Source organism: Glycomyces sp. NRRL B-16210 (assembly GCF_000719515.1).
Taxonomy (GTDB): Bacteria; Actinomycetota; Actinomycetes; order Mycobacteriales; family Micromonosporaceae; genus Glycomyces.
Genome location: NZ_JOGR01000001.1, coordinates 237,104 through 257,945, shown reverse-complemented (window position 1 = coordinate 257,945; position 20,842 = coordinate 237,104). Strand labels below are relative to the sequence as shown.

The window sequence follows — 20,842 nt, the reverse complement described above, 5'->3', positions numbered from 1 at the left end:
TCAACCCCGCCCGTTCGGGCCGAGCTCGGCGAGCGCGGCCCGCAACCGGCGGGCGCCCTCGGCCAGCTCCGCGAGATCGGCCGTCGCGGCGAACCCGATGCGCAGATGGGGCGCCGGGGTCTCGGTGGCGAAGTACCGCCCGCCCGCGCTCACGGCCACCCCTCGCCGTCGGGCGGCGCCGGCGAGCGCGGCGTCGTCGACGCCGGACGGCAGGCGGACCCATAGGTGCAGTCCGCCCGTCGGCAGCCGCGCCAAGGTCGCCTCGGGGACCTCCCGGGCCAATGCGGCGGCCAACGCGGCGCACCGCTCGCGAAGCGCTGCACCGAGCGTGCGCACGTGCCGGTCCCAGGACGGTGAGCTGAGCACCTCCAGCGCGGCCTCCTGGAGTGGCCGGTTGATGAAGAAGTCGTCGACTAGGCGCACCGCGCGCATGCGCTCCATGACCGGGCCGCGGGCCGCGAGCGCTCCGATCCGCAGGCCCGGCGCGGCGGGCTTGGTGAGCGAGGTGACGTGGACGACCGTTCCGTCGGCGTCGTCGGCGACCAGCGGCCGGGGCACGGGGCCGCCGTGCCCGAGGTGCCTCGCGAAGTCGTCTTCGATGACGAACGCGCCCGCGGCGCGGGCGATGTCGAGGGTCTGGCGGCGCCGCTCGGGCGACATTACGGCGCCGGTCGGGTTCTGGAAGGTCGGCTGGCAGTACAGCACTCGCGCGCCGGTCATCGCGAAGGCGTCGGCCAGCATGTCGGGGCGCAGGCCGTCGGCGTCGGTCGGCACGGGTGTCGGCCGCAGCTTCGCGGCGCGGGCGGCGGCCAGCGCCAGCGGGTAGGTCGGCGACTCGACCAGGATCGGGCTGCCCGGTCCGGCGATGGCCCGGAACGCGATCGACAGGGCGCTCTGCCCTCCGGCGGTGACCAGCACGTCGTCGGCCGTCACGCTGCCGCCGACGATTCGGGCGAAGACCGTGCGCAGTGCCGGGAGGCCGCCGGCCGGGGCGCGGTCCCAGGCCTGCGGGTGCCGGGCGGCGCGGGCGAGCGCCGCGCTCAGCGCGCGGGTGGGCTGGAGCGAGGGGTGCACGTAGCCGCCGTCCATGGCGATGGTGCCCTCCGGCGCCGGTCCGAGCGGGTCGGCGATCAGGCTGGTGTCGACGGCGCGGTCGGCGAGGGCGACGGTCTGCCAGTCGGTGTCGCCTTCGGCCGCGTCGATGCGGTTCCGCGCGGCCTTGAACGTGCCGCTGCCGGGACGGGTGACCACCGCGCCCTCGGCGGCGAGGGCGGCGATGGCCCGGGCCACGGTCGCCGGCCCGACCCGGTACTCCTTGACGAGGTCTCGGCTGGTCGGCAGTCGTTCGCCCGGCGTGAGCCGTGTGAGCAGCGCGCGGAGACCGTCGAGCAACTCGTCAGAAGTGCTACTGTTGTTCATGAGAGACCATAGTAGCGCTACTGCATCGGCGTCGGAAACGCTTCGGACCGGCGAGACCGATCCCTACGGTCGGGCCGGGCACACCGACTGCGGACCGGCGTTCGGACGAGCACGGCGATGACCACCACGCTCACTCCCCCGCACAAGCCCGCCGAGGGCGGCCTGTGGCGCAACGGCGACTTCCTCAAGTTCTGGTTCGGCGAGTCCGTCTCGCTGCTCGGGACGCAGGTCACGAACCTCGCCCTGCCGCTGACCGCGATCCTCGCCTTCGACGCCAGCGACGAGCAGGTCGGCGTCCTGCGGTTTCTGCAACTCGTCCCGTACCTCGGCCTCGCGCTGGTCTTCGGGGTGTGGGCCGACCGGGTGCGGAGGCGGCCGATCATGCTCGGCGCCAACCTCGCCCGGGCGGTCCTGCTCGCGCTGGTGCCCCTCCTCTACTGGAGGGGCGCGCTCGACATGTCCTGGCTGCTGGTGATCGCCTGCGCGGTCGGCATCGCCTCGGTGCTGTTCGACGTGAGCTGGATGGCCTATGTGCCCGCGCTCGTGCGCGACCCGAAGCACTATGTCGAAGCGGGCGCGAAGATGGGGATGAGCTCCTCGACCGCCGAGGTGGCGGGCCCGGGACTGGCGGGCCTGTTGATCAGCGCCGTCACCGCTCCCGTCGCGCTCATCGTCAACACCGGTTCCTACCTGGTGTCCCTGGTCTCGCTGCTGCTCATCCGCACGCCAGAGCCGCGGCCCGCGCCGCCCGCGAAGCGGCATCTGCCGAGCGAGCTGCGCGACGGCCTGCGCTGGGTGATCGGCGATCCGGTCCTCCGCTCGCTCGCCCTGATCGGGTTCTGCTGCAACTTCTCCATGGTCACCGTATGGACCATGTTCCTGCTGTACGGAACTCGCGACCTGCACCTGGACTCGACGACCCTCGGGGGCATCCTCGCCACCGCTTCGGTGGGCGGCCTCATCGGGGCGGTGATCTCCCGCAGGGTCATCCGGCGGTTCCGACTCGGGATGGTCTACCTCGTCGCCCAGTCGGCCCTGCTGATCGGGCCGACCCTGATCGTCGTGGCCGCCGGGCCCCGGCCGGTGATGGTGGGCATGTTCGTCCTGTCCTTCTTCACCACCTACCTCGGCCTCGGCGTGGCCGGAGTCGTCATCGTCAGCCTCCGGCAGGCCAGCACGCCGCAGTCGCTGATGGCGCGGATGACGGCGGTCTTCCGCACGCTGCTGTTCGGCGGCGGTGCGCTCGGCGGCCTGTCCGCCGGGCTGCTGGCCGGCCGGATCGGCGCCCACGGCGCGCTGACGGTGGCGGCGATCGGCTCCGGGGCCGTCCTGATCGCGCTCTTCCTGTCCCCGGTGATCCGCCTCCGCGACCTGCCCGCGACGCCGGACGGCCCCGTGACGGGCGAGGTCGAAGCGGACGCATCCGATGCCGACGCAACGCAGGTCACGTCGAACAACCCGGATCAGCACCGCTGAGGCGATCCGGTAAGCTTCCCGGCGGAGGATTCGCATAGTGGCCTAGTGCGCACGCTTGGAAAGCGTGTTGAGTGAAAGCTCTCAGGGGTTCGAATCCCCTATCCTCCGCCACTGACCAGCAGGAAACGCCGGAGCTGCACTTATGTGCGAGCCCCGGCGTTTTCGCTTGGGTCTCGACGGCCTGGTTTTCGGCCTACCCACTCCCCCGGACGAATCCGCCGATCCGGTCGGCGGCACCGCTGAGGCGTACGCCTCGGCGTTCTTTCTTCCGTGGTTGCTCCCGGTGGCGGCCTCCTGCCGGTGTCCCGCCTGTCGTCCGCCTTGAAAACCGACCCGATCCAGCACACTCTGTACGAATTGCCGGACCTGCGGATCCGCGGTCCAGTTCGGCCGGCGGCCGATCAGATTCCTACAGAACAGGTGGACGACAACATGCAGACCACGGTGAAACGACGCACCGCACGCAAGCTGCTCGCGGCCGGAATCGCGGCCGCCGCGGCTGCCGGAACCACGGTGGTCGCGTCCCAGTTCGCGTCTGCCGAGGAGGACCCCGCCACCGCCCAGACCTGCTCCCGGGAGGCGCTGCCGATCCCCGAAGGCCTGGTGTCCACCTCCGTCAGCGGCATGAGCGACGACGGCTCGGTCATCGCCTACTACGCGCTGCCGCTGGACCAGAGCTGGCCCGACGGTCTCGGCGCTTTTCCGCGCTTGTACGCCGACGGCGAGGTCACCGACGTGCCCATGCCCGGCGACCACCCGCGAATCCACGACGTGAACTCCTCGGGGACCGGCACCGGGTACTCGACGAACACGTTGGGGCGCGACGTCCCCTATATCTGGAGCGACGGCACGCTCGCCGAACTGCCCGTCGCCGAGGACGGCGGGCGGGCGCTGGGAATCAACGAGGGCGGCGACGTCGTCGGCAGCGGCGCGTCCTTCGACGGCGGCATCCCGCTCCTGTGGCCCGCCGACGGGTCCGGGTACGTCGAGCTGACACTGCCCGACGGCGCGATCTCGGGCAGCGCCCAGGACATCGGCGACGACGGCACGATCGTCGGGGCCGTCTACGACGAGAACGGCACCACCTCGGCGTACACGTGGCACCCCGACGGCACCCATGCCGCGCTGCCGGTTCCCGAGGGAGCCGACCCGGCCGAGTCCTTCTCCCTCGCCACGGACCTCAACGGCGACTGGGCCTCCGGCCAGTACTTCGTGCCGGGCGCGGGCACGCAGCCCCTGGGCGTCCGCTGGAACCTCGCCGAGGGCACCGCGGAGCGGACCGCCCTCGACCTGGAAGTGTCGGTCAGCGCCGACGGGACCGTCGCCGGATACGTGCCGGGCACGCCCACGCTCGCGGCCTACCAGGCCGGTGCGACGGTCGTCGAGCTGCCCGGCGTCGTAGACCCGGACGCCAGGGTCCACGGCGACTACGCGCAGGAGATCAGCGCCGACGGCACCTTGATCGCCGGGAGCGTCTACATCGAAACGGACGAAGCCGACCTGCCGGTCACGAACGCGGTCGTCTGGACCTGCGAGTAGCCACTCCACAGATCAGGCGGTGCGGGAGGGTCCGAAAGGTCCCTCCCGCACCGCCCGCTCTGTGGGGCTCAGCCCTTGCGTCCCTGGACGCTGCTCAGTTTGCGCCTGCCCGGCGGTCCGACGCGGACCGCCGGGCGGGCGCATGTGTTCAGGCTCGTGCGAGCACGTCGGCCACTGCCTCCAAGGCCACGTCGGGCGCTTCGAGGTAGATGTAGTGCCCGCTGTCCTCGGCGGTGTCCAGCCGGCTGTCGCTGGAGAGTCCCAGCCAGGCGTTCTGGCCCGCCGTCCAGTCCTCTTCGAGGCCTTGGCCGTAGTCCGGCTCGGCCTCTGCGAGGTACTGCACCCCGTGCTGGATCACCCGCACCGGGACGTCGCCCGCCGACCGCACCTCCCCGTCGGCGAAGACCAGTTGCTCGGGGTTCTCGCCCGCGTAGAACGCGAGCGTCCCGGCCCGCAGCTCGCCCGCGGCCCCGTCCGCGTCCTCCGGGATCCGCTCCTCCAGGTCGCCCGCCCCGGTCGGCGGGGTCGCGTCCAGCAGCACCAGGCCGGCGACCTTGTCGGTGTGGTCGGGCGCGTACCTGCCCGCGATCAGGCCGCCCATCGAGTGGCCGACGAGGACGACGGGCTCGCCGCCGGCCACCGCCTCGATGACCCCGTCCAGGGTCTCCCCGACCGCGGCGAAGTCCTGGAGTCCCTCGGGCTGGTCGCTCGCGCCCGCGCCGAGCCGGTCGTAGGAGCACACCCGGGCGTCGGCGCTGATCGCCTCCTGGAAGTCGGCCATCGCGGTCAGGTCGTCGCCGCCGCCGTGCAGGAGCACCACGGTCGGCCCGTCGGTCACGAAGCTGCCCGAGCACGAGACGTTCACCGTGTCGCCCCCGATGGTGAACGTCCTGGTGCCAGTGAACAGCTCCGCCTCGATCTGGTCGATCGCGTCGAGCTCCGGCGAATCGTCGCAGCCGACGAGCGCCCCGGCCATCACGCAGCCGGCCAGGGCCACCGCGGACGTCCCGATCCTCTTGCGGTTCATACGTTCTCCAATGCGCAAGTAATCCTCGTATGTCTCCAAGGGGACGATAGTGGGACATTGCAGGCCACTTCGCACCCCGGGCGAGGATCGGTGTCGCATCTCATGCGGGGTCGAGGCAACCCGCCGCGCACGCGAAACGGGGCGGGACCATTCGGTCCCGCCCCGTTTCACTGGCGTTTAAGCGCCGCCCTGGCCCGCCTGGCTGCCGCGCGGCCCGGCCCCCGGGCTCTTCGGCGGCAGCGTGCCGGTCCCGGCTCCCGGGCTCTTGGGAGCCCGCTCGCCGGCCAGTTCGGCCGGGGGCGTGTCCGGCACGCCCGCGGGCTTGTCGGCGGCCCTGAACGTCAGGTTCGTCTTCTCGACGTCCGTCGGATCGCCGTCCACGTCCACCACGACGATCTGACCCGCCGTGAACTCGTTGAAGAGGATCTTCTCCGAGAGCGTGTCCTCGATCTCGCGCTGGATCGTCCGGCGCAGCGGCCGCGCCCCGAGCACCGGGTCGTAGCCCTTGTGCCCCAGGTACAGCTTCGCGTTGTCGGTCAGCTCCAGCGCCATGTCGCGGTTGGTGAGCTGGTCCTCGATGCGCTTGACCATCAGGTCCACGATCGAGACGATCGCCTCCTGCGTGTGCTTCGGGAACACGATCGTGTCGTCGATGCGGTTGAGGAACTCGGGGCGGAAGTGGTTCTTCAGCTCCTCGTTCACCTTCTCCTTCATCCGCTCGTAGTCGCCGCCCTCGGTCGCGTCCGCCTGGAAGCCCAGCGACACGGCCTTGCCGACGTCCCTCGTGCCGAGGTTCGTCGTCAGGATCAGCACCGTGTTCTTGAAGTCCACGATGCGGCCCTGGCCGTCGGTCAGGCGACCGTCCTCCAGGATCTGGAGGAGCGTGTTGAACACGTCCGGGTGGGCCTTCTCGATCTCGTCGAACAGGACCACCGAGAACGGCTTGCGGCGCACCTTCTCGGTGAGCTGCCCGCCCTCGTCGTAGCCGACGTACCCGGGAGGCGCACCGACCAGGCGCGAGACGGTGTACCGGTCGTGGAACTCGGACATGTCGAGCTGGATCAGCGCGTCCTCGGAGCCGAACAGGAACTCCGCGAGCGCCTTCGCCAGCTCGGTCTTGCCGACGCCCGAGGGGCCGGCGAAGATGAACGAACCGGACGGTCGCTTCGGGTCCTTGAGGCCCGCGCGGGTGCGCCGGATGGCCTTGGAGACGGCCTTGACCGCGTCCTCCTGGCCGATGATCCGCTTGTGGATCTCCTCTTCCATCTTCAGCAGACGGGAGGTCTCCTCCTCGGTCAGCTTGTAGACGGGGATGCCCGTCCAGTTCGCGAGGACCTCGGAGATCATCTCCTCGTCGACCTCGGTGACCTGGTCGAGGTCGCCGGCCTTCCACTCCTGCTCGCGCTTGGCGCGCTTCTCGTGGAGGCGCTTCTCGGTGTCGCGCAGGCGCGCGGCGGCCTCGAAGTCCTGGGCGTCGATCGCCGACTCCTTCTGGCGGCGCGTCTCGGCGATCTCGTCGTCGATCTCGCGCAGGTCCGGCGGAGCGGTCATCCGGCGGATGCGCATCCGCGCGCCCGCCTCGTCGATGAGGTCGATGGCCTTGTCCGGCAGGAACCGGTCCGAGATGTAGCGGTCGGCGAGCGTCGCGGCCTGCACCAGGGCGCCGTCGGTGATCGACACGCGGTGGTGGGCCTCGTAGCGGTCCCGCAGGCCCTTGAGGATCTCGATGGTGTGCGCCAGCGACGGCTCGGCCACCTGGATCGGCTGGAAGCGCCGCTCCAGGGCCGCGTCCTTCTCGAGGTACTTGCGGTACTCGTCGAGCGTGGTCGCGCCGATCGTCTGGAGCTCGCCGCGGGCGAGCATCGGCTTGAGGATGGAGGCCGCGTCGATCGCGCCCTCGGCGGCCCCTGCGCCGACGAGCGTGTGGATCTCGTCGATGAAGAGGATGATGTCGCCGCGGGTCTTGATCTCCTTGAGGACCTTCTTCAGCCGCTCCTCGAAGTCGCCGCGGTAGCGCGAACCGGCCACCAGGGCGCCCAGGTCGAGCGTGTACAGCTGCTTGTCCTTGAGCGTCTCGGGGACCTCGCCCTTGGTGATCGCCTGCGCGAGGCCCTCGACGGCGGCGGTCTTGCCGACGCCGGGCTCGCCGATGAGCACCGGGTTGTTCTTGGTGCGGCGCGAGAGCACCTGCATGACGCGCTCGATCTCGCGCTGGCGCCCGATCACGGGGTCGAGCTTGCCGTCGCGGGCCGCCTGGGTGAGGTTGCGGCCGAACTGGTCGAGCACGAGCGAGCCGGACTGCTGCGCCTCGGTCGAGGTGCCCCCGGCGGTGGCGCCCGCGGGCTCCTTGCCCTGGTAGCCCGACAGGAGCTGGAGGACCTGCTGGCGGACCCGGTTGAGGTCGGCGCCGAGCTTGATGAGGACCTGGGCGGCGACGCCCTCGCCCTCGCGGATGAGCCCGAGCAGGATGTGCTCGGTGCCGATGTAGTTGTGGCCGAGCTGGAGCGCCTCGCGCAGGCTCAGCTCCAGGACCTTCTTCGCCCGGGGGGTGAAGGGGATGTGCCCGGAGGGGGCCTGCTGGCCCTGACCGATGATCTCCTCGACCTGCTGGCGGACGCCTTCGAGGGAGATGCCCAGGCTCTCCAGGGCCTTCGCCGCCACGCCCTCGCCCTCGTGGATGAGGCCGAGCAGGATGTGTTCCGTGCCGATGTAGTTGTGGTTGAGCATCCTGGCTTCTTCTTGAGCCAAGACGACCACGCGTCGGGCACGGTCCGTAAACCGTTCAAACATGCGCTTCTGCTCCTCGCGTCCGCCGCTACTTGTCGTCGTTACTGGTCGTGGCTTGCAAAACCCTGTGGGTACACCTTATCTCCCGGTTCTGCGGGCGGCGGTTGCCACGTGGGTGACAACAAGCGTGCACCTTCGGCCATTCCAGGTGATAACAGGTTCGCTCTGAGCGCAATACCCGTGGGCGGGCGTTCGCAATCAATTCGCGCCCGCGCCGGGCGCCCGTCACGCGAAAACGCCCGCCCCCCAGCGGGGGCGGGCGAGGAGTCGGTCCGTTGCTCTAGTGGTGGGCGGCGTTGTATTCCTCGACGATCGCCTGCGGGATGCGCCCGCGGGGCGAGACGCGCTTGCCGTTGCGCTCGGCCCACTCGCGGATGGCCTTGTTCTGCTCACGATCCACAGTCTGGCGGCGCGGGGCGGCCGAGCCGCGGACCGGTCCGCGGGGCGCGCCCAGGCTGTAGCGGCCGAGGCGGGTGCCGGCCTCCTGGAATTTCTCCAGCGCGTCGCGCAGTTCCTTGGCGTGAGAGGCCGAGAGATCGATCTCGTAGGCCTGCCCGTCGATAGCGAATTTGACGGTCTCCTCAGCCTTGCTGCCGTCGATATCGTCGATCAGGATGACCTGTGTCTTCTTCGCCATGGCAAATTCCTCTCGAACTGAAGCGACTGGCGCTAACGGGACAACCGTCTTACTAGTGCCAGAGCATATACGAGTCCCTTAGAGAAGGGAAAGAGGGTGGGTGAAGATATTTGCAATTACGCGGACACCGGACGGGGCCTCGGCGACTTGAATACGTCCAACGCTCCCCTCTGCGGGCAAAAAGGGACCGCGCCGGAAGTGAAGGCCAATGCACGGCCTGTGTGAAACACCGCTACCGGCGCGGTCGCATTCCTTTGCTATTCGGGTTTCACCAGCGGGAAGAGGATGGTCTCTCGGATGCCGAGTCCGGTGAGCGCCATAAGGAGTCGGTCGATTCCCATGCCCATGCCGCACAGCGGCGGCAGCCCGTACTCCATCGCCCGCAGGAAGTCCTCGTCGACGGTCATGGCCTCGTCGTCGCCCTTCGCGGCCAGTCTGGCCTGGGCTTCGAGGCGTTCGCGCTGGATCACCGGGTCGATGAGCTCCGAATATCCGGTGCCGAGTTCGAAACCGCGCACGTACAGGTCCCATTTCTCGGTGAGACCGGGAGTGGTGCGGTGACCGCGAGTGAGCGGCGAGGTCTCCTCGGGGTAGTCGAAGACGAAGGTGGGCGCGTGGAGATGGTCCGAGACCAGATGCTCGAACAATTCCTCGGCCAGTTTCCCCGGCCCCCACTTCGGGTCGACGCCGAGTTCGACTTTGTCGGCGTAAGCCCGCAGGGTCTCCAGCGGGGTGTCGACGGTCACTGTTTCTCCGAGCGCTTCGGAAAGGGAGCCGAAGACGGTGATCTCGGCCCACTCGCCGCCGAGGTCGTACTCGGAGCCGTCCGCGAGAGTGACGGTCTCGGTGCCGAACACCGATCGGGCCGCGCCTTGAATGAGCGATTTGGTGAGCGCCGCGATCGTCCGGTAGTCGCCGTAGGCCTGATAGGCCTCCAGCATCGCGAACTCGGGTGAATGCGTCGAGTCGGCGCCTTCGTTGCGGAAGTTCCGGTTGATCTCGAATACGCGCTCGATCCCCCCGACTACGCACCGTTTCAAATAGAGCTCGGGGGCGATGCGCATGTACAGGTCCATGTCGTACGCGTTCATGTGCGTCACGAACGGCCGCGCGGTGGCCCCGCCCGGCTGGACCTGGAGCATCGGGGTCTCGACCTCGATGAAGCCCTGGTCGTCGAGGTGCTCGCGCAGGGACCGGACCACCTTGGCGCGCCCGCGGGCGTTCGCGCGGGCCTCGGGGCGCACGATGAGGTCGACGTAGCGCTGGCGCACCCGCGTCTCCTCGGCGAGCGGCTTGTGGGCCACCGGGAGGGGGCGCAGGGCCTTGGCGGTGATCTGGAAGGAGTCGGCCATGACCGACAGCTCGCCGCGCTTGGAGGTGACGACCTCGCCGGTGACGCCGATGTGGTCGCCGATGTCGGCCAGTCGCTTCCAGTCGGCGAGGGCCTCCTCGCCGACCTTGCCCTGGGAGAGCATCACCTGGAACTCGGTGCCGTCGCCGTCCCGCAGGCGGGCGAAGCAGAGCTTCCCGGCGGTGCGGACGAAGATCACCCGTCCGGTGGTGGAGACGGTGACGCCTGAGGATTCGCCGTCGGGGAGGTCGGCGAAGCGCTCGCGCAGTTCGGCGAGCGAATGGGTGCGCGGGTAGCCGAGCGCGTAGGGCTCCTTGCCTTCCGCGAGGAGGGCGGCGCGCTTCTCGCGCCGGATCTGCATCTGCTCGGGAAGGTCGTCGGTTTCAGTGGTCTCTTGCTCGTGCTCGGTCACGTCTTACAGGGTAAATGCCGCCCGTGGAGGACGGCATGGGAGTTTCGCCGCAGCGAGCGCGCATCACACGCCCCCGCACTCGGGAGTGTGCGAGCGCCGGCCCCCCGATGACAAGGGTGCCTCCAGGGTCCGACAATGGTCCGCCGATCCGAGGTCCGGCGATCCGGAGTCCGCCGGCCGAGGCCCGCCGGGCCGGGCTGTTATTCGGCTACTCCTGGGAATTCGATCGCGAAGGCCGGGTAGCCGACCACCCGTTCGGGCGTGCCCGCCGTGTCCGCTGACGTGGCGAGCGCGAGCTGCCTCGGGCGCCTGCCGGTCGCGTCGGCCCAGGCCACCGTCCCGCGCAGCGCGAACACGCCGCAAGCGTGCTGCGGCGCGATCTCGCGCGGGCGCAGGGACCGGATCGCCTCGGCGGTCGCCGCGTCGACCCGCGTCGCGGTCTCCTGGTCGTGGTAGTGCGACAGGTCGGTCGAGCACAGCAGCACCGTGTCGTCCCCGGCCTCCTCGAGCAGCGCGCCGACGATCCGGGCGGTGTCCGGCGTCTGGCTCATGCCGCACGCCACCGGCGTGACCTCGATGTCCTCCCCCAGCGCGACCTGGAGGAACGGCAGCTGCACCTCGAGCGCGTGCTCGGCCTCGTGCGGCAGCCGCGAGGACCCCACGACGTTCGTCGCGGCGGCGGCCACGTCCCCGAGCGGGGTCCGCCAGGCCGTGTACGGCGCGGCGGCGTGCCCGCGCAGCGGGTACTGGTGGGAGGGCCCCACCAGCACGACGCGCCGGATGCGGCCGCGATGTGCGGCGAGTCGGGCGTAGACCTCCGCGGCTACCGGGCCCGAGTAGCGGTAGCCGGCGTGCGGGACGATGTAGGCCGCCGCGAGCGGTTCGCTCACGGGGCCGACGGCGTCGATGAGTCGGGTGATGTCGGCGCGCAGCCGCTCGGGGTCGGCCGGGTAGAACCGGCCGGCGACGGCCGGGGGCCGAACCGTGTCTGAAGTGATCGAAGGCATCGCAGGTCTTCCGGTGGTGGGTTTTCGGTGGTCCGGCCTGTGGTCTGGGTGCTGACCGGCGGATCCGTGTGGGCTCTCGGGACGGTGTGCGGTTCTATACGGGCGTTTCGGGTGTTGCGGGTGTTCGTCTCGGTGCTGGCTGTGACGTCGGTGCGGTCGGTCGTTCGGGCATCGGTCTCTTGGACGGTGCGGCGATGCGGATCGGTTGCCGCCTGGGACCCCAGTCTCCCGCGGGTCCGTCGAAAACTCCGGGAACGCGCGCACCGCAACCAGTGCACTGTCCGCTATCCGACACTGCATATCGGTTGATTCGGTACCAATCGCGCACGATGAGGGCTTCGCCACAGACGCACGTCGTCGTCTGCCCCTCCGGGTCGTGCACGTTCCCGGTGTAGACGTACCGCAGTCCCGCCTCGTGCGCGATCCGCCTCGCCCGCCGCAGCGTGGCCGGCGGCGTCGGCGGCACGTCTCGCATCTTGAAGTCCGGGTGGAACGCCGTGAAGTGCAGCGGCACCTCCGGGCCGAGGTGCTCGGCGATCCACGCGCACTCGGCCGCGATCTCGCTGTCGGAGTCATTGTGCCCTGGGATGAGCAGCGTCGTGATCTCGGTCCACACTTCTGTGTCGTGCACCAGGTATTCGAGCGTGTCGAGGACCGTGCGCAGCGATGCGAACGCGACCTTGCGGTAGAAGTCCTCGCTGAAGGCCTTGAGGTCGATGTTCGCCGCGTCCATGTGCGCGTACAGCTCCGACCGCGCCGCCTCGTTGATGTACCCGGCCGAGACCGCCACGGCCTTGAGCCCGGCCGCCCGGGCCGCCTCGGCGCAGTCGGCCGCGTACTCCAAGAACACCGTCGGGTCGTTGTAGGTGAACGCGATCGACTTGCAGCCCAGGCGCTTCGCCTCCTCGGCGAGCCGCTCGGGGCTCGCCTGCGAGGAGAGGGTGTCGATCTCGCGGGACTTGGAGATGTCCCAGTTCTGGCAGAACCGGCACGCCAGGTTGCACCCGGCGGTGCCGAAGGACAGCACCGGCGTGCCCGGCAGGAAGTGGTTGAGCGGCTTCTTCTCGATCGGGTCGACGCAGAATCCCGAGGAGCGCCCGTAGGAGGTCAGGACGATCAGGTCGCCGTACCTGGCCCGCACGAAGCACAGTCCCCGCTGGCCCTCGCGCAGCCGGCAGGCCCTGGGGCACACGGTGCACTCGACGCGCCCGTCGTCCAGGGCGCGGTGGAACGCCGTGCCGACGGTGAACTCGTCGGCGCCGGCGGGGATCGGTCTACTGGGGGTGACCGCGGCCATACGCACAACCGTAGCGCCCCGGGCGTTGCGGCGGCGTTTCGGCTCCGTCGCGCTCACGCGAAAGGGCCGCGCGGCGAACCGCGCGGCCCCTCGATGCGTGTCGCTTAGTTCAGGCGCTCGCCGGTGGCGGCGTGGAACACGTGCTCGTGGCCCGGCTCGGGCACGACGAACACGGTCTCGGCCAGGCGCGGGACGTTGCGCGACTCGGTGCGCACCACGAACCGCTCGGACGCGCCGCTGTAGGCGGCGTGGCCGTAGACGTACGCCTCGGAGCCGAGCTCCTCGACGAGGTCGACCTCGATCGCGATGCCGCCCGAGGACTCCGTGCCGAGCTTGCAGTGCTCGGGGCGGATGCCGATGGTGACCTGCTGGTCGCCGCCGTCCTGGGTGGCCGCGTCGCGGATCTCGCGCGAGAGCGGGAGGGTCACGTCGCCGAACAGGCCGCCGGACTCGGTCAGGCTCACGGTCTTGAGGTTCATCGCCGGGGAGCCGATGAAGCCCGCGACGAAGGTGTTCTTCGGCTTCTCGTAGAGCACGCGCGGGCTGTCGCACTGCTGGAGCAGGCCGTCCTTGAGGACCGCGATGCGGTGGCCCATCGTCAGCGCCTCGACCTGGTCGTGGGTGACGTAGACGGTGGTGATGCCCAGGCGCTTCTGGAGCGAGGCGATCTGCGAACGGGTCTGGACGCGGAGCTTGGCGTCGAGGTTCGACAGCGGCTCGTCCATGAGGAACACCTGCGGCTCGCGCACGATCGCGCGACCCATGGCGACGCGCTGGCGCTGACCGCCGGAGAGGGCCTTGGGCTTGCGGCCGAGGTAGTCGGTGAGGTCGAGGAGCTTCGCGGCGTCTTCCACGCGCTGCTTGATCTCGGCCTTCGGCATGCGGCGCAGCTTGAGCGCGAACGCCATGTTGTCGAAGACGGACATGTGCGGGTAGAGCGCGTAGTTCTGGAAGACCATCGCGATGTCGCGGGACTTCGGCGGGAGGTTCGAGACGTCGGTCTCGTTGATGAAGATCGAGCCTTCGTCGATCTCCTCCAGGCCGGCGAGCATCCGCAGCGAGGTGGACTTGCCGCAACCGGACGGGCCGACGAGGACGAGGAACTCGCCCTCCTGGATCTCCAGGTTGAGCTTGTCGACGGCGGGCTTTTCGGTGCCCGGGTAGATGCGCGTGGCATCCGAGAAGGTCACTGTTGCCATGGTGATGTGTTCCCTTTCACTGGCAGGTACGTGCCAGACGATCCGTGGTAAAAGGCGGTTGACGTCGCGGAGCGGGTCTCACCAGGCGGCGCGACCCTGCGCTGCGACGGGCGCCGCGACGGCGGGCGCCGCGGAGCGTGTGGTGAGCCTAACCTTGAAAGAATGCCTTTGCCAACCGGGCCCCGAACGTTTGTCCGGATTCCCTGGAAGGTTTACCGAAACGTTATCCGCGCCGCTACTCGACCCGCAGCGCCTGGAGCAGGTGCTCGTCGCCCACCACGTCGCAGATCCCGAACGGCAGGCGGCCCCACAGGGCCAGGGCGATGTCGGAGGCCGATCCGGCGGCGCGGGACTGGAGCTCGGTGCGCGCGTCGGGCTGGTCGAGCAGGGCCACGCGGCCCTGCCGCAATCGCACGAACCAGGTCGCGTCGGCGTCCTGGGCGAACAGCTGCACCAGCCCGGAGGTCTCGGGATGGGCCCCGCGGCGGGCCCCGACGGGCAGGAACGCCTCGAAGACCTCGGTGATCGCCTCGGCGGCGAGGGCGACGGGCACCGGCGCGGTCGCCCCGACGGCCATCTGGAGGTCCCAGCGGGCGATCCCGGTGGCGACGGCGACGCGGCGGTGCCAGAACTCGGCCCGCCACTCCACCGGCGCCCACGTCCACGCGGGCGCCTCGGCGGGTCGCGACTCGATCGCGTCGAGGACGGCGGCGAGCGACTGGTCGAAGACGTCGAGCACGGCCGGGCCCGCGGCGGCGACCGGCGGCGGTTCGGGGAGGTCCTCGTCCTCGACGGTCGGGGCGAACAGGGCCTCGACGGCCCAGCGGTAGAGGCGGGCGAGGTCGAGGAGGATTCCGGCGACGGTCGTGTCCGGGCGCGAGGGCGCGACGCGGTCGAGCACCTCGGTCTCGCAGACCGAGCGCAGGCCCGCGGCCTCGGTCTTGAGTTCGGTGAGGTAGTCGGTGATGCGCAGCTTAGCCATGGTGACCGCCGTTCCTCGTAGCCTGCGTAAAGCTTAGGCTTTTCGGCGTGACAGACGCCAGCCCACGGCCAAGCGAGCACCGCCCGGAACGTCGGATTCCCGGCAGACCGCTCAGCGGGTACACGACACTGCGGCTGGGCGGCCCGGCCGCCGAGCTGGTCGAGACGGGCTCCTCCGAGGAGGCCGTGGCCGCGCTGCGCGCCGCCGAGGGGCCGACCCTGGTCCTCGCGGGCGGCAGCAACGTGGTGATCGGCGACGCGGGCTTCGACGGCACGGTCGTGCTCCTGCGCGGCGGGGGGATCGCCCGCGTCGGGGACGTGGTGCGGGTCGAGGCCGGGCAGGAGTGGGACGCGTTCGTGGCGTGGACGGTCGCCGAGGGCCTCTCGGGCGTCGAGTGCCTCAGCGGCATCCCCGGCTCGGCCGGGGCGACGCCGATCCAGAACGTCGGCGCCTACGGCCAGGAGGTCGCCCAGACCATCGCGGCGGTGCGCGTCTGGGACCGCCGAAGCGACGAGATCCGCGACTGGTCCCCCACCGAATGCCGGTTCGCCTACCGCCACAGCGTCTTCAAGCACGACGATCGGTACCTGGTGCTGAGCGTGGACTTCCGGCTCGAACCGAGCCACCTCTCCCGGCCGATCGCCTACGCCGAGCTGGCGAAGCGCCTGGGGGTCGAGGTCGGCGAGGCCGCACCGCCGGCCGAGGTGCGCGAGGCGGTGATCGCGCTGCGCCGCGGCAAGGGCATGGTCCTGGACGCCGAGGACCACGACTCGTGGAGCGCGGGCTCGTTCTTCGTCAACCCGGTCGTCGGCGCCGCGGTCTTCCACGAGCTGGCCGAACGCGCGGGCGGCGAACCGCCCCACTGGCCCGCCGGGGACGGCCTGGTGAAGGTCTCGGCGGCGTGGCTCATCGGCGCGGCGGGCTTCGCGAAGGGCTACCGCAGCGGCAACGCGGGTCTGTCCACGAAGCACACGCTGGCGCTGACGAACCGGGGCGGGGCGACCACCGCCGAGCTCCTGGCCCTCGCCGACGAGGTGGCGGACACCGTCGAGGAGAAGTTCGGCGTCCGCCTCCGCCCCGAGCCGGTCATGGTCCTCTGAGCCCCGCTAGTCGCGCAGTCCGATGCGGTCGTGCAGGCGTCGCAACGGCGCCGGCGCCCACCAGTTGACGCGGCCGGTCAGGCGCATGATCGCCGGCAGCAGCACCCCGCGGATGACGGTGGCGTCCACGACCACCGCCAGCGCCATGCCCAGGCCGAGCATCTGGAGGAACACCACGTCGCCGGTCGCGTAGACGGCGAAGGTGAAGGCGAGCACGAGGGCCGCGGCGGTGACGAGCGGCGCCGAGCGCTGGAGTCCGACCGCGATGGACCCGAGGCGGTCGCCGATGCGGTCGTACTCCTCCTTGATGCGGGCGAGCATGAACACCTCGTAGTCCATCGACAGGCCGAAGGCGATGCAGAACATGAGGATCGGGATGCTCGGTTCGAACGAGCCCTGCGGGGTGAACCCGATGAGCCCCGACAGGTGCCCCTCCTGGAAGACCCATACGAGGGCGCCGAACATCACCGCCAATGAGAGTCCATTGAGGATCAATGCTTTGATCGGTGCGATGAGGCTGCCGGTCATGAGGAACAGGATCACGAAGGTGATGAGGACGATGAGGCCGAGGATGAGCGGCAGCCGGTCGAGCAGGGCGTCGCGGAAGTCGGCGAGGTCGGCGGGGTAGCCCGAAACGGCGACAGCGAAAGGCGCTTCGAGGTCGCGGATCTGGCCGACCATGGCGTAGGGGTCCTCGCGCATGGCCGCGACGGTCGGCACGGCCGAGACCCAGGTGGCGTCGCCGGACCAGGCGAAGCGGCCGGGGTCGCCGTCTCCCGCGGGCAGCCCGTCGACGAAGCGGCCCGAGGCGGAGTCGACCTGGGCGATGCCGTCCACTTCGGACAACGCGGCGGCGTATGCGGCGAGACCGGACCGGTCCGCGCCGGAGACGTGGACGAGCAGCGCGTCGGTCTCCTCGGCGGTGAAACCGGCGGCGATCTGGTCGGCGACGACGCGGCTGGGCGCGTCCTCGGGGAGCGCCCGCTCGTCGGGCACGCCGAACCGGACGCCGGCGAGCGGCGAGGCGAGCACGCCGACGAGCACGAGAGCGGCTGCGCCCCACAGGATCGGGCGGCGCATGACCGCAGTCGCCGACCGGAACCAGCGGCCCTGCTCGACAGGGCGCGGGGGCCTGCGCCGCTCGACCCGCCCGCCCCAGACGGCGAGGGCCGCGGGGAGGACCACGGCCGCGCCGAGCACGGCCGCGAGGGGCACGATGATCCCGGCGTAGCCGAAGGAGCGCAGGAACGGGAACGGCATGAGCAGCAGCACCGAGAGGCTCGCGGCCACGGTCACGGCGCTGTAGACGACCGTGCGCCCGGCGCTGGCGACGGTGCGCGCGACCGCTTCGGCCCGGTCGTGGACCGCCGCCTCCTCGCGGAAGCGGTTGACGACGAACAGGCAGTAGTCCACGGCCAGGCCGATGCTCATGACGAGGATGAGGTTGGCGGCGAAGGTGGAGACCTCGGTCGCGGCGGCGACGGCGCGCATGGCGGCGAGGGAGACCGCCAGCGCGAAGAGGCCGACGCCGAGGGTGAGGAACGCGGCGACGGGGCGGCGGTACAAGGCGATGAGCAGCAGGAGCAGGCCGGGGATGACGATGGCCTCGGCGAGGAGGAAGTCCTCGCGGGCGAGTTGGGCGGCTTCGCGGAAGAGTTCGTCGGAGCCGCCGACGGCGACCGCGATGGCGCCGCCCTCGCGCGTGAACTCGGTCTTGAGCTGCGGCAGGACCTCCTCGCGAACGAAGGTCACCTCGCCGGGGAGGTAGGCGGTGACGAGGGCTTGGGCGCCGTCCTCGCTCCGGAGCGCCGGGGACTGCGCGTCCCAGTAGGACTGGACGGCGGCGACGGGGTCGAGGGCGGCGAGTTCGGCGGTGAGGGCCGCTCCGGCGGCGGCGCTGGCGGCGGAGTCGACGTCGCCGTCGGCGGCGGTGACGAGGAGCAGGAAGTTGGCGGAGCCGACGCCGAAGTCGCGGTCGAGGCGTTCGCCGGCGACGATCGATTCGGAGCCGGGGGCCTCGAACCGGGAGAGGACGAGGGCGTTCATGGTCCCGGAGCCGACGAGGGCCGCGGCGAGGAAGACCAGGAGCGCGGCGAGGAGGATCGGTCGCCTGCGGCGGAAGACGGCGTCGCCGAGGCGGCGCGCGGGACGGGTTGGCGCGGTGGTGGTCATGGGGTCTCCCGACCGGCATAGACTGAATACGAGTGAGCGCTCGCAATCTAAAATACGAGTGATGACTCGTATTTGCAAGTCGAGGGGAGACCGGTGACCGAGGACACGGCGAAGCCCGTCAGCAGACCCGTCAAAAAACGCCAGGCCAGGGGTGAGAAGCGCATGGCGGAACTGCTGGACGCGGCGGCCGAGGTCTTCGCCGAGCAGGGCTTCGCGAAGGCGAGCACGAACGCGATAGCCGCGAAGGCGGGGGCCTCGCCGGGGACGCTGTACCAGTTCTTCGAGAACAAGGAGGCGATCGCCGAGGCGCTGATGGCGCGGTACGTGACGCGGCTGCGCGAGGCCCACGGGGAGGCCTTCGACCTGGCGGTGGCGGAGTTGCCACTGGAGGCGATGCTCGACCGGATCATCGACCCGGTGGTGGCCTTCGACAGAGCGAACCCGGGCTTCTACGCGCTCTTGTCGGACCCGCAATTGGCCCCGGAACTGGCGAGCGCGAAGAGACCGGCGCAGAAGCTGATGTTCGAGCGCCTGGACAAGATCCTGGAGAAGAAGGCCCCAGGCCTTCCGCCTGAAAAGCGGACGCTCACCGCCGAGGTAGCGGTCCACCTGTTCAGAGGCCTGCTGCCGATGATCATGGCGGCCGAGGAACCCGACCTGCCGAAGGTGGTGAAGGAGACCAAGCGGGCACTCCGCGCCTACCTGTCCACAACCCTGCCGCCAGAGCCGCGGCGGATCACAGGCTCGGGGGCGTGAGGAATTCGCACCGCGGCCCGTTGCCGCGAGTCAGTCGCAGATCGGTGGTCAGCAGCGGTGCCCGCCGCCACTCGGCGACCGCGATATATGAGGCGTCGTAAGCGGTCACACTTCGTCGCAGCTCCCAGACTCGATCCGCGACCACCGCGAACGACTCGCAGTGCACCTGCATGTCCAGCAGGTCCCGAAACGCCAATGCGGCCGCGGTCTCGTCGATGGTGCCTTTCCGCGCCTCACGGCGGATGATGTTCGCAGTCTCGTAATGCAGCATCTCCGAGGCGAACAGCCGCTTGCCGCGCATTTGGCCGACTGCCCATTCAGCGACCGCACCCGGCTCGATGAGCACTGCGGCGACTGCGGACGCATCGACGGCAAGCCCGTCTCCGACGCTCACCGGCGATCCGCGTCCCGCGACTCGATGATGTCTTCGATCGTGACGCTGGAATTCGAAGCGCGGACACGTTCGCGGGCGCGCTCGATGACCAGGTCAAGCGGTGGCCGCGCGACAATGCCTTCGATCTGGCTGAGCATGTACTCCTGCAACGACTGCCGCTGGCGGGCCGCCCTGGAGGCCAACTCATCGCGCCATTCGGCCGGTACATGCCTGATGGTCATACTGATTTCACTCATGCAGCCATTATAGCTGCAATGAATGCAAAATGACTTCGCTCAGCGGAGGAGGGCTGCGGCTTCCAGGGCCGTGTAGGTGGCGATGATTCCGGCTCCCGCCCGCTTGATGCTGGTGAGGGACTCCAGGATCGCGGCGTCCTTGTCGATCCAGCCCTTCTCGGCCGCCGCCACGATCTGGGCGTACTCGCCGCTGATGTGGTAGGCCGCAACGGGAACCGGGCTGCGCTCGGCCGCCGCCCTCACGATGTCGAGGTACGGCAGCGCGGGCTTGACCATCACGATGTCCGCGCCCTGCTCGATGTCGAGGTCGATCTCCAGCAGCGCCTCGGTCGCGTTCGGGCCGTCCTGCTGGTAGGTGCGCCGGTCGCCCTTGAGCTGCGAGTCGACCGCGTCGCGGAACGGCCCGTAGAACGCGCTCGCGTACTTCGCCGCGTATGCGAGCAGCCCGGTGTCGGTGTGGCCCGACTCGTCAAGGGCCGCACGCACATAGCCGATCTGGCCGTCCATCATCCCCGAGGCGCCGAGCAGATCGGCCCCGGCCTCGGCCAGGCACCGGCCCATCTCCGCGTACCGCACCAGCGTCGCGTCGTTGTCCACGGTGCCGTCCTCGCGCAGGACGCCGCAGTGGCCGTGGTCGGTGAACTCGTCCAGGCACAGGTCGGGGATGACCACGAGGTCGTCGCCGATCTCCTCGCGGATCGCGCGCGTGGTCCGGTTCAGGATCCCGTTCGGGTCGGTCGCGCCCGAGCCGACCGCGTCGCGCACCGCCGGGATGCCGAAAGGCATGAGCCCGCCGATCCCCGCCTGCGCGGCCTCGACCGCGAGCTTGCGCACCGAGTCCACGGTGTGCTGGTAGACCCCGGGCATGGAGCTGATCGCGGCCGGCTCGGTCAAGCCCTCCTTGACGAACAGCGGCAGCACGAGGTCGGACGGGTGGACGCGGGTCTCGGCCACCAGACGGCGAAGGGCCGCAGTGCGGCGCAGCCTCCGAGGCCGGATGATCGGGAATTCGGAGCTGTTCGGCACTGCGGCCACTTCCTTCCTGAGCTCG

Annotated in this window: 16 protein-coding genes, 1 tRNA gene and 1 pseudogene; 5 read left to right on the top strand and 13 right to left on the bottom strand. The window is 70.2% G+C overall.

The genetic code is table 11. From position 1 onward, the window contains the following. Positions 1 to 1,419, bottom strand: a complete 1,419-nt coding sequence (locus tag IF12_RS0101165; RefSeq protein WP_030144434.1) for a PLP-dependent aminotransferase family protein — start codon at positions 1,417 to 1,419, stop codon at positions 1 to 3. Between the two features lie 117 nt (positions 1,420 to 1,536). Here IF12_RS0101165 and IF12_RS0101160 point away from each other — a divergent pair, with 117 nt between their 5' ends. From IF12_RS0101160 to IF12_RS0101150, 3 genes are all read left to right on the top strand, one after another. After that, positions 1,537 to 2,895: an MFS transporter gene (locus IF12_RS0101160; protein ID WP_051703817.1), complete on the top strand. Its 1,359-nt coding sequence runs from the start codon at positions 1,537 to 1,539 to the stop codon at positions 2,893 to 2,895. A 23-nt stretch (positions 2,896 to 2,918) separates the two neighbouring features. After that, positions 2,919 to 3,006 (top strand) — tRNA-Ser (locus IF12_RS0101155). A 321-nt stretch (positions 3,007 to 3,327) separates the two neighbouring features. Beyond that, on the top strand, positions 3,328 to 4,434 hold the full coding sequence (locus IF12_RS0101150) for a hypothetical protein (protein WP_133884132.1): 1,107 nt from the start codon (positions 3,328 to 3,330) through the stop codon (positions 4,432 to 4,434). A gap of 148 nt (positions 4,435 to 4,582) precedes the next feature. Here the strand turns inward: IF12_RS0101150 and IF12_RS0101145 are convergent, their stop codons facing one another. The 8 genes and pseudogenes from IF12_RS0101145 to IF12_RS0101105 form a co-directional block, all read right to left on the bottom strand. Then, complete coding sequence (locus IF12_RS0101145) at positions 4,583 to 5,461, bottom strand: alpha/beta fold hydrolase (protein ID WP_030144431.1); 879 nt, start codon at positions 5,459 to 5,461, stop codon at positions 4,583 to 4,585. 279 nt (positions 5,462 to 5,740) lie between these two features. Continuing rightward, positions 5,741 to 8,251: pseudogene (locus IF12_RS22500) on the bottom strand (ATP-dependent Clp protease ATP-binding subunit); the annotation flags it as partial. 277 nt (positions 8,252 to 8,528) lie between these two features. Continuing rightward, complete coding sequence (locus IF12_RS0101130; protein WP_030144430.1) at positions 8,529 to 8,885, bottom strand: Lsr2 family protein; 357 nt, start codon at positions 8,883 to 8,885, stop codon at positions 8,529 to 8,531. 257 nt (positions 8,886 to 9,142) lie between these two features. Beyond that, on the bottom strand, positions 9,143 to 10,597 hold the full coding sequence (gene lysS, locus IF12_RS0101125; protein ID WP_051703881.1) for a lysine--tRNA ligase: 1,455 nt from the start codon (positions 10,595 to 10,597) through the stop codon (positions 9,143 to 9,145). 251 nt (positions 10,598 to 10,848) lie between these two features. Beyond that, the gene (amrB, locus tag IF12_RS0101120) at positions 10,849 to 11,655 is read right to left on the bottom strand and encodes an AmmeMemoRadiSam system protein B (RefSeq protein ID WP_030144428.1); all 807 of its coding nucleotides are present in this window, start codon (positions 11,653 to 11,655) and stop codon (positions 10,849 to 10,851) included. 94 nt (positions 11,656 to 11,749) lie between these two features. Next, positions 11,750 to 12,952, bottom strand: coding sequence for an AmmeMemoRadiSam system radical SAM enzyme (amrS, locus tag IF12_RS0101115; protein WP_081912871.1), 1,203 nt, complete (start codon positions 12,950 to 12,952; stop codon positions 11,750 to 11,752). A gap of 104 nt (positions 12,953 to 13,056) precedes the next feature. Continuing rightward, the gene (locus IF12_RS0101110; RefSeq protein ID WP_030144426.1) at positions 13,057 to 14,151 is read right to left on the bottom strand and encodes an ABC transporter ATP-binding protein; all 1,095 of its coding nucleotides are present in this window, start codon (positions 14,149 to 14,151) and stop codon (positions 13,057 to 13,059) included. Positions 14,152 to 14,386: 235 nt separating this feature from the next. Beyond that, positions 14,387 to 15,133: a hypothetical protein gene (locus tag IF12_RS0101105; RefSeq protein WP_051703816.1), complete on the bottom strand. Its 747-nt coding sequence runs from the start codon at positions 15,131 to 15,133 to the stop codon at positions 14,387 to 14,389. Positions 15,134 to 15,180: 47 nt separating this feature from the next. Between IF12_RS0101105 and IF12_RS0101100 the strand changes: the two genes are divergently transcribed. Further along, the gene (locus IF12_RS0101100) at positions 15,181 to 16,233 is read left to right on the top strand and encodes a UDP-N-acetylmuramate dehydrogenase (RefSeq protein WP_030144424.1); all 1,053 of its coding nucleotides are present in this window, start codon (positions 15,181 to 15,183) and stop codon (positions 16,231 to 16,233) included. Between the two features lie 6 nt (positions 16,234 to 16,239). Here the strand turns inward: IF12_RS0101100 and IF12_RS0101095 are convergent, their stop codons facing one another. Next, the gene (locus tag IF12_RS0101095) at positions 16,240 to 18,405 is read right to left on the bottom strand and encodes an MMPL family transporter (RefSeq protein WP_030144423.1); all 2,166 of its coding nucleotides are present in this window, start codon (positions 18,403 to 18,405) and stop codon (positions 16,240 to 16,242) included. 93 nt (positions 18,406 to 18,498) lie between these two features. Between IF12_RS0101095 and IF12_RS0101090 the strand changes: the two genes are divergently transcribed. Next, a complete protein-coding gene (locus IF12_RS0101090) occupies positions 18,499 to 19,161 on the top strand; it encodes a TetR/AcrR family transcriptional regulator (protein ID WP_030144422.1) in 663 nt (220 codons plus the stop codon). Here IF12_RS0101090 and IF12_RS0101085 read toward each other — a convergent pair. The 3 genes from IF12_RS0101085 to hemB are packed head-to-tail and all read right to left on the bottom strand — an operon-like array spanning position 19,142 to position 20,826. Then, positions 19,142 to 19,555 (bottom strand): type II toxin-antitoxin system VapC family toxin, encoded by a 414-nt coding sequence (locus tag IF12_RS0101085; RefSeq protein ID WP_030144421.1) that lies wholly within the window; start codon positions 19,553 to 19,555, stop codon positions 19,142 to 19,144. The two genes, IF12_RS0101090 and IF12_RS0101085, sit on opposite strands and share 20 nt — an antisense overlap. Then, entirely contained in the window at positions 19,552 to 19,791 is a 240-nt protein-coding gene (locus IF12_RS0101080; RefSeq protein WP_030144420.1) for a hypothetical protein, read from the bottom strand. Before IF12_RS0101080 ends, IF12_RS0101085 begins: the two co-directional genes overlap by 4 nt. Before the next feature lie 39 nt (positions 19,792 to 19,830). Beyond that, positions 19,831 to 20,826, bottom strand: coding sequence for a porphobilinogen synthase (gene hemB, locus IF12_RS0101075; protein WP_369807669.1), 996 nt, complete (start codon positions 20,824 to 20,826; stop codon positions 19,831 to 19,833). Between the last annotated feature and the right edge of the window lie 16 nt (positions 20,827 to 20,842).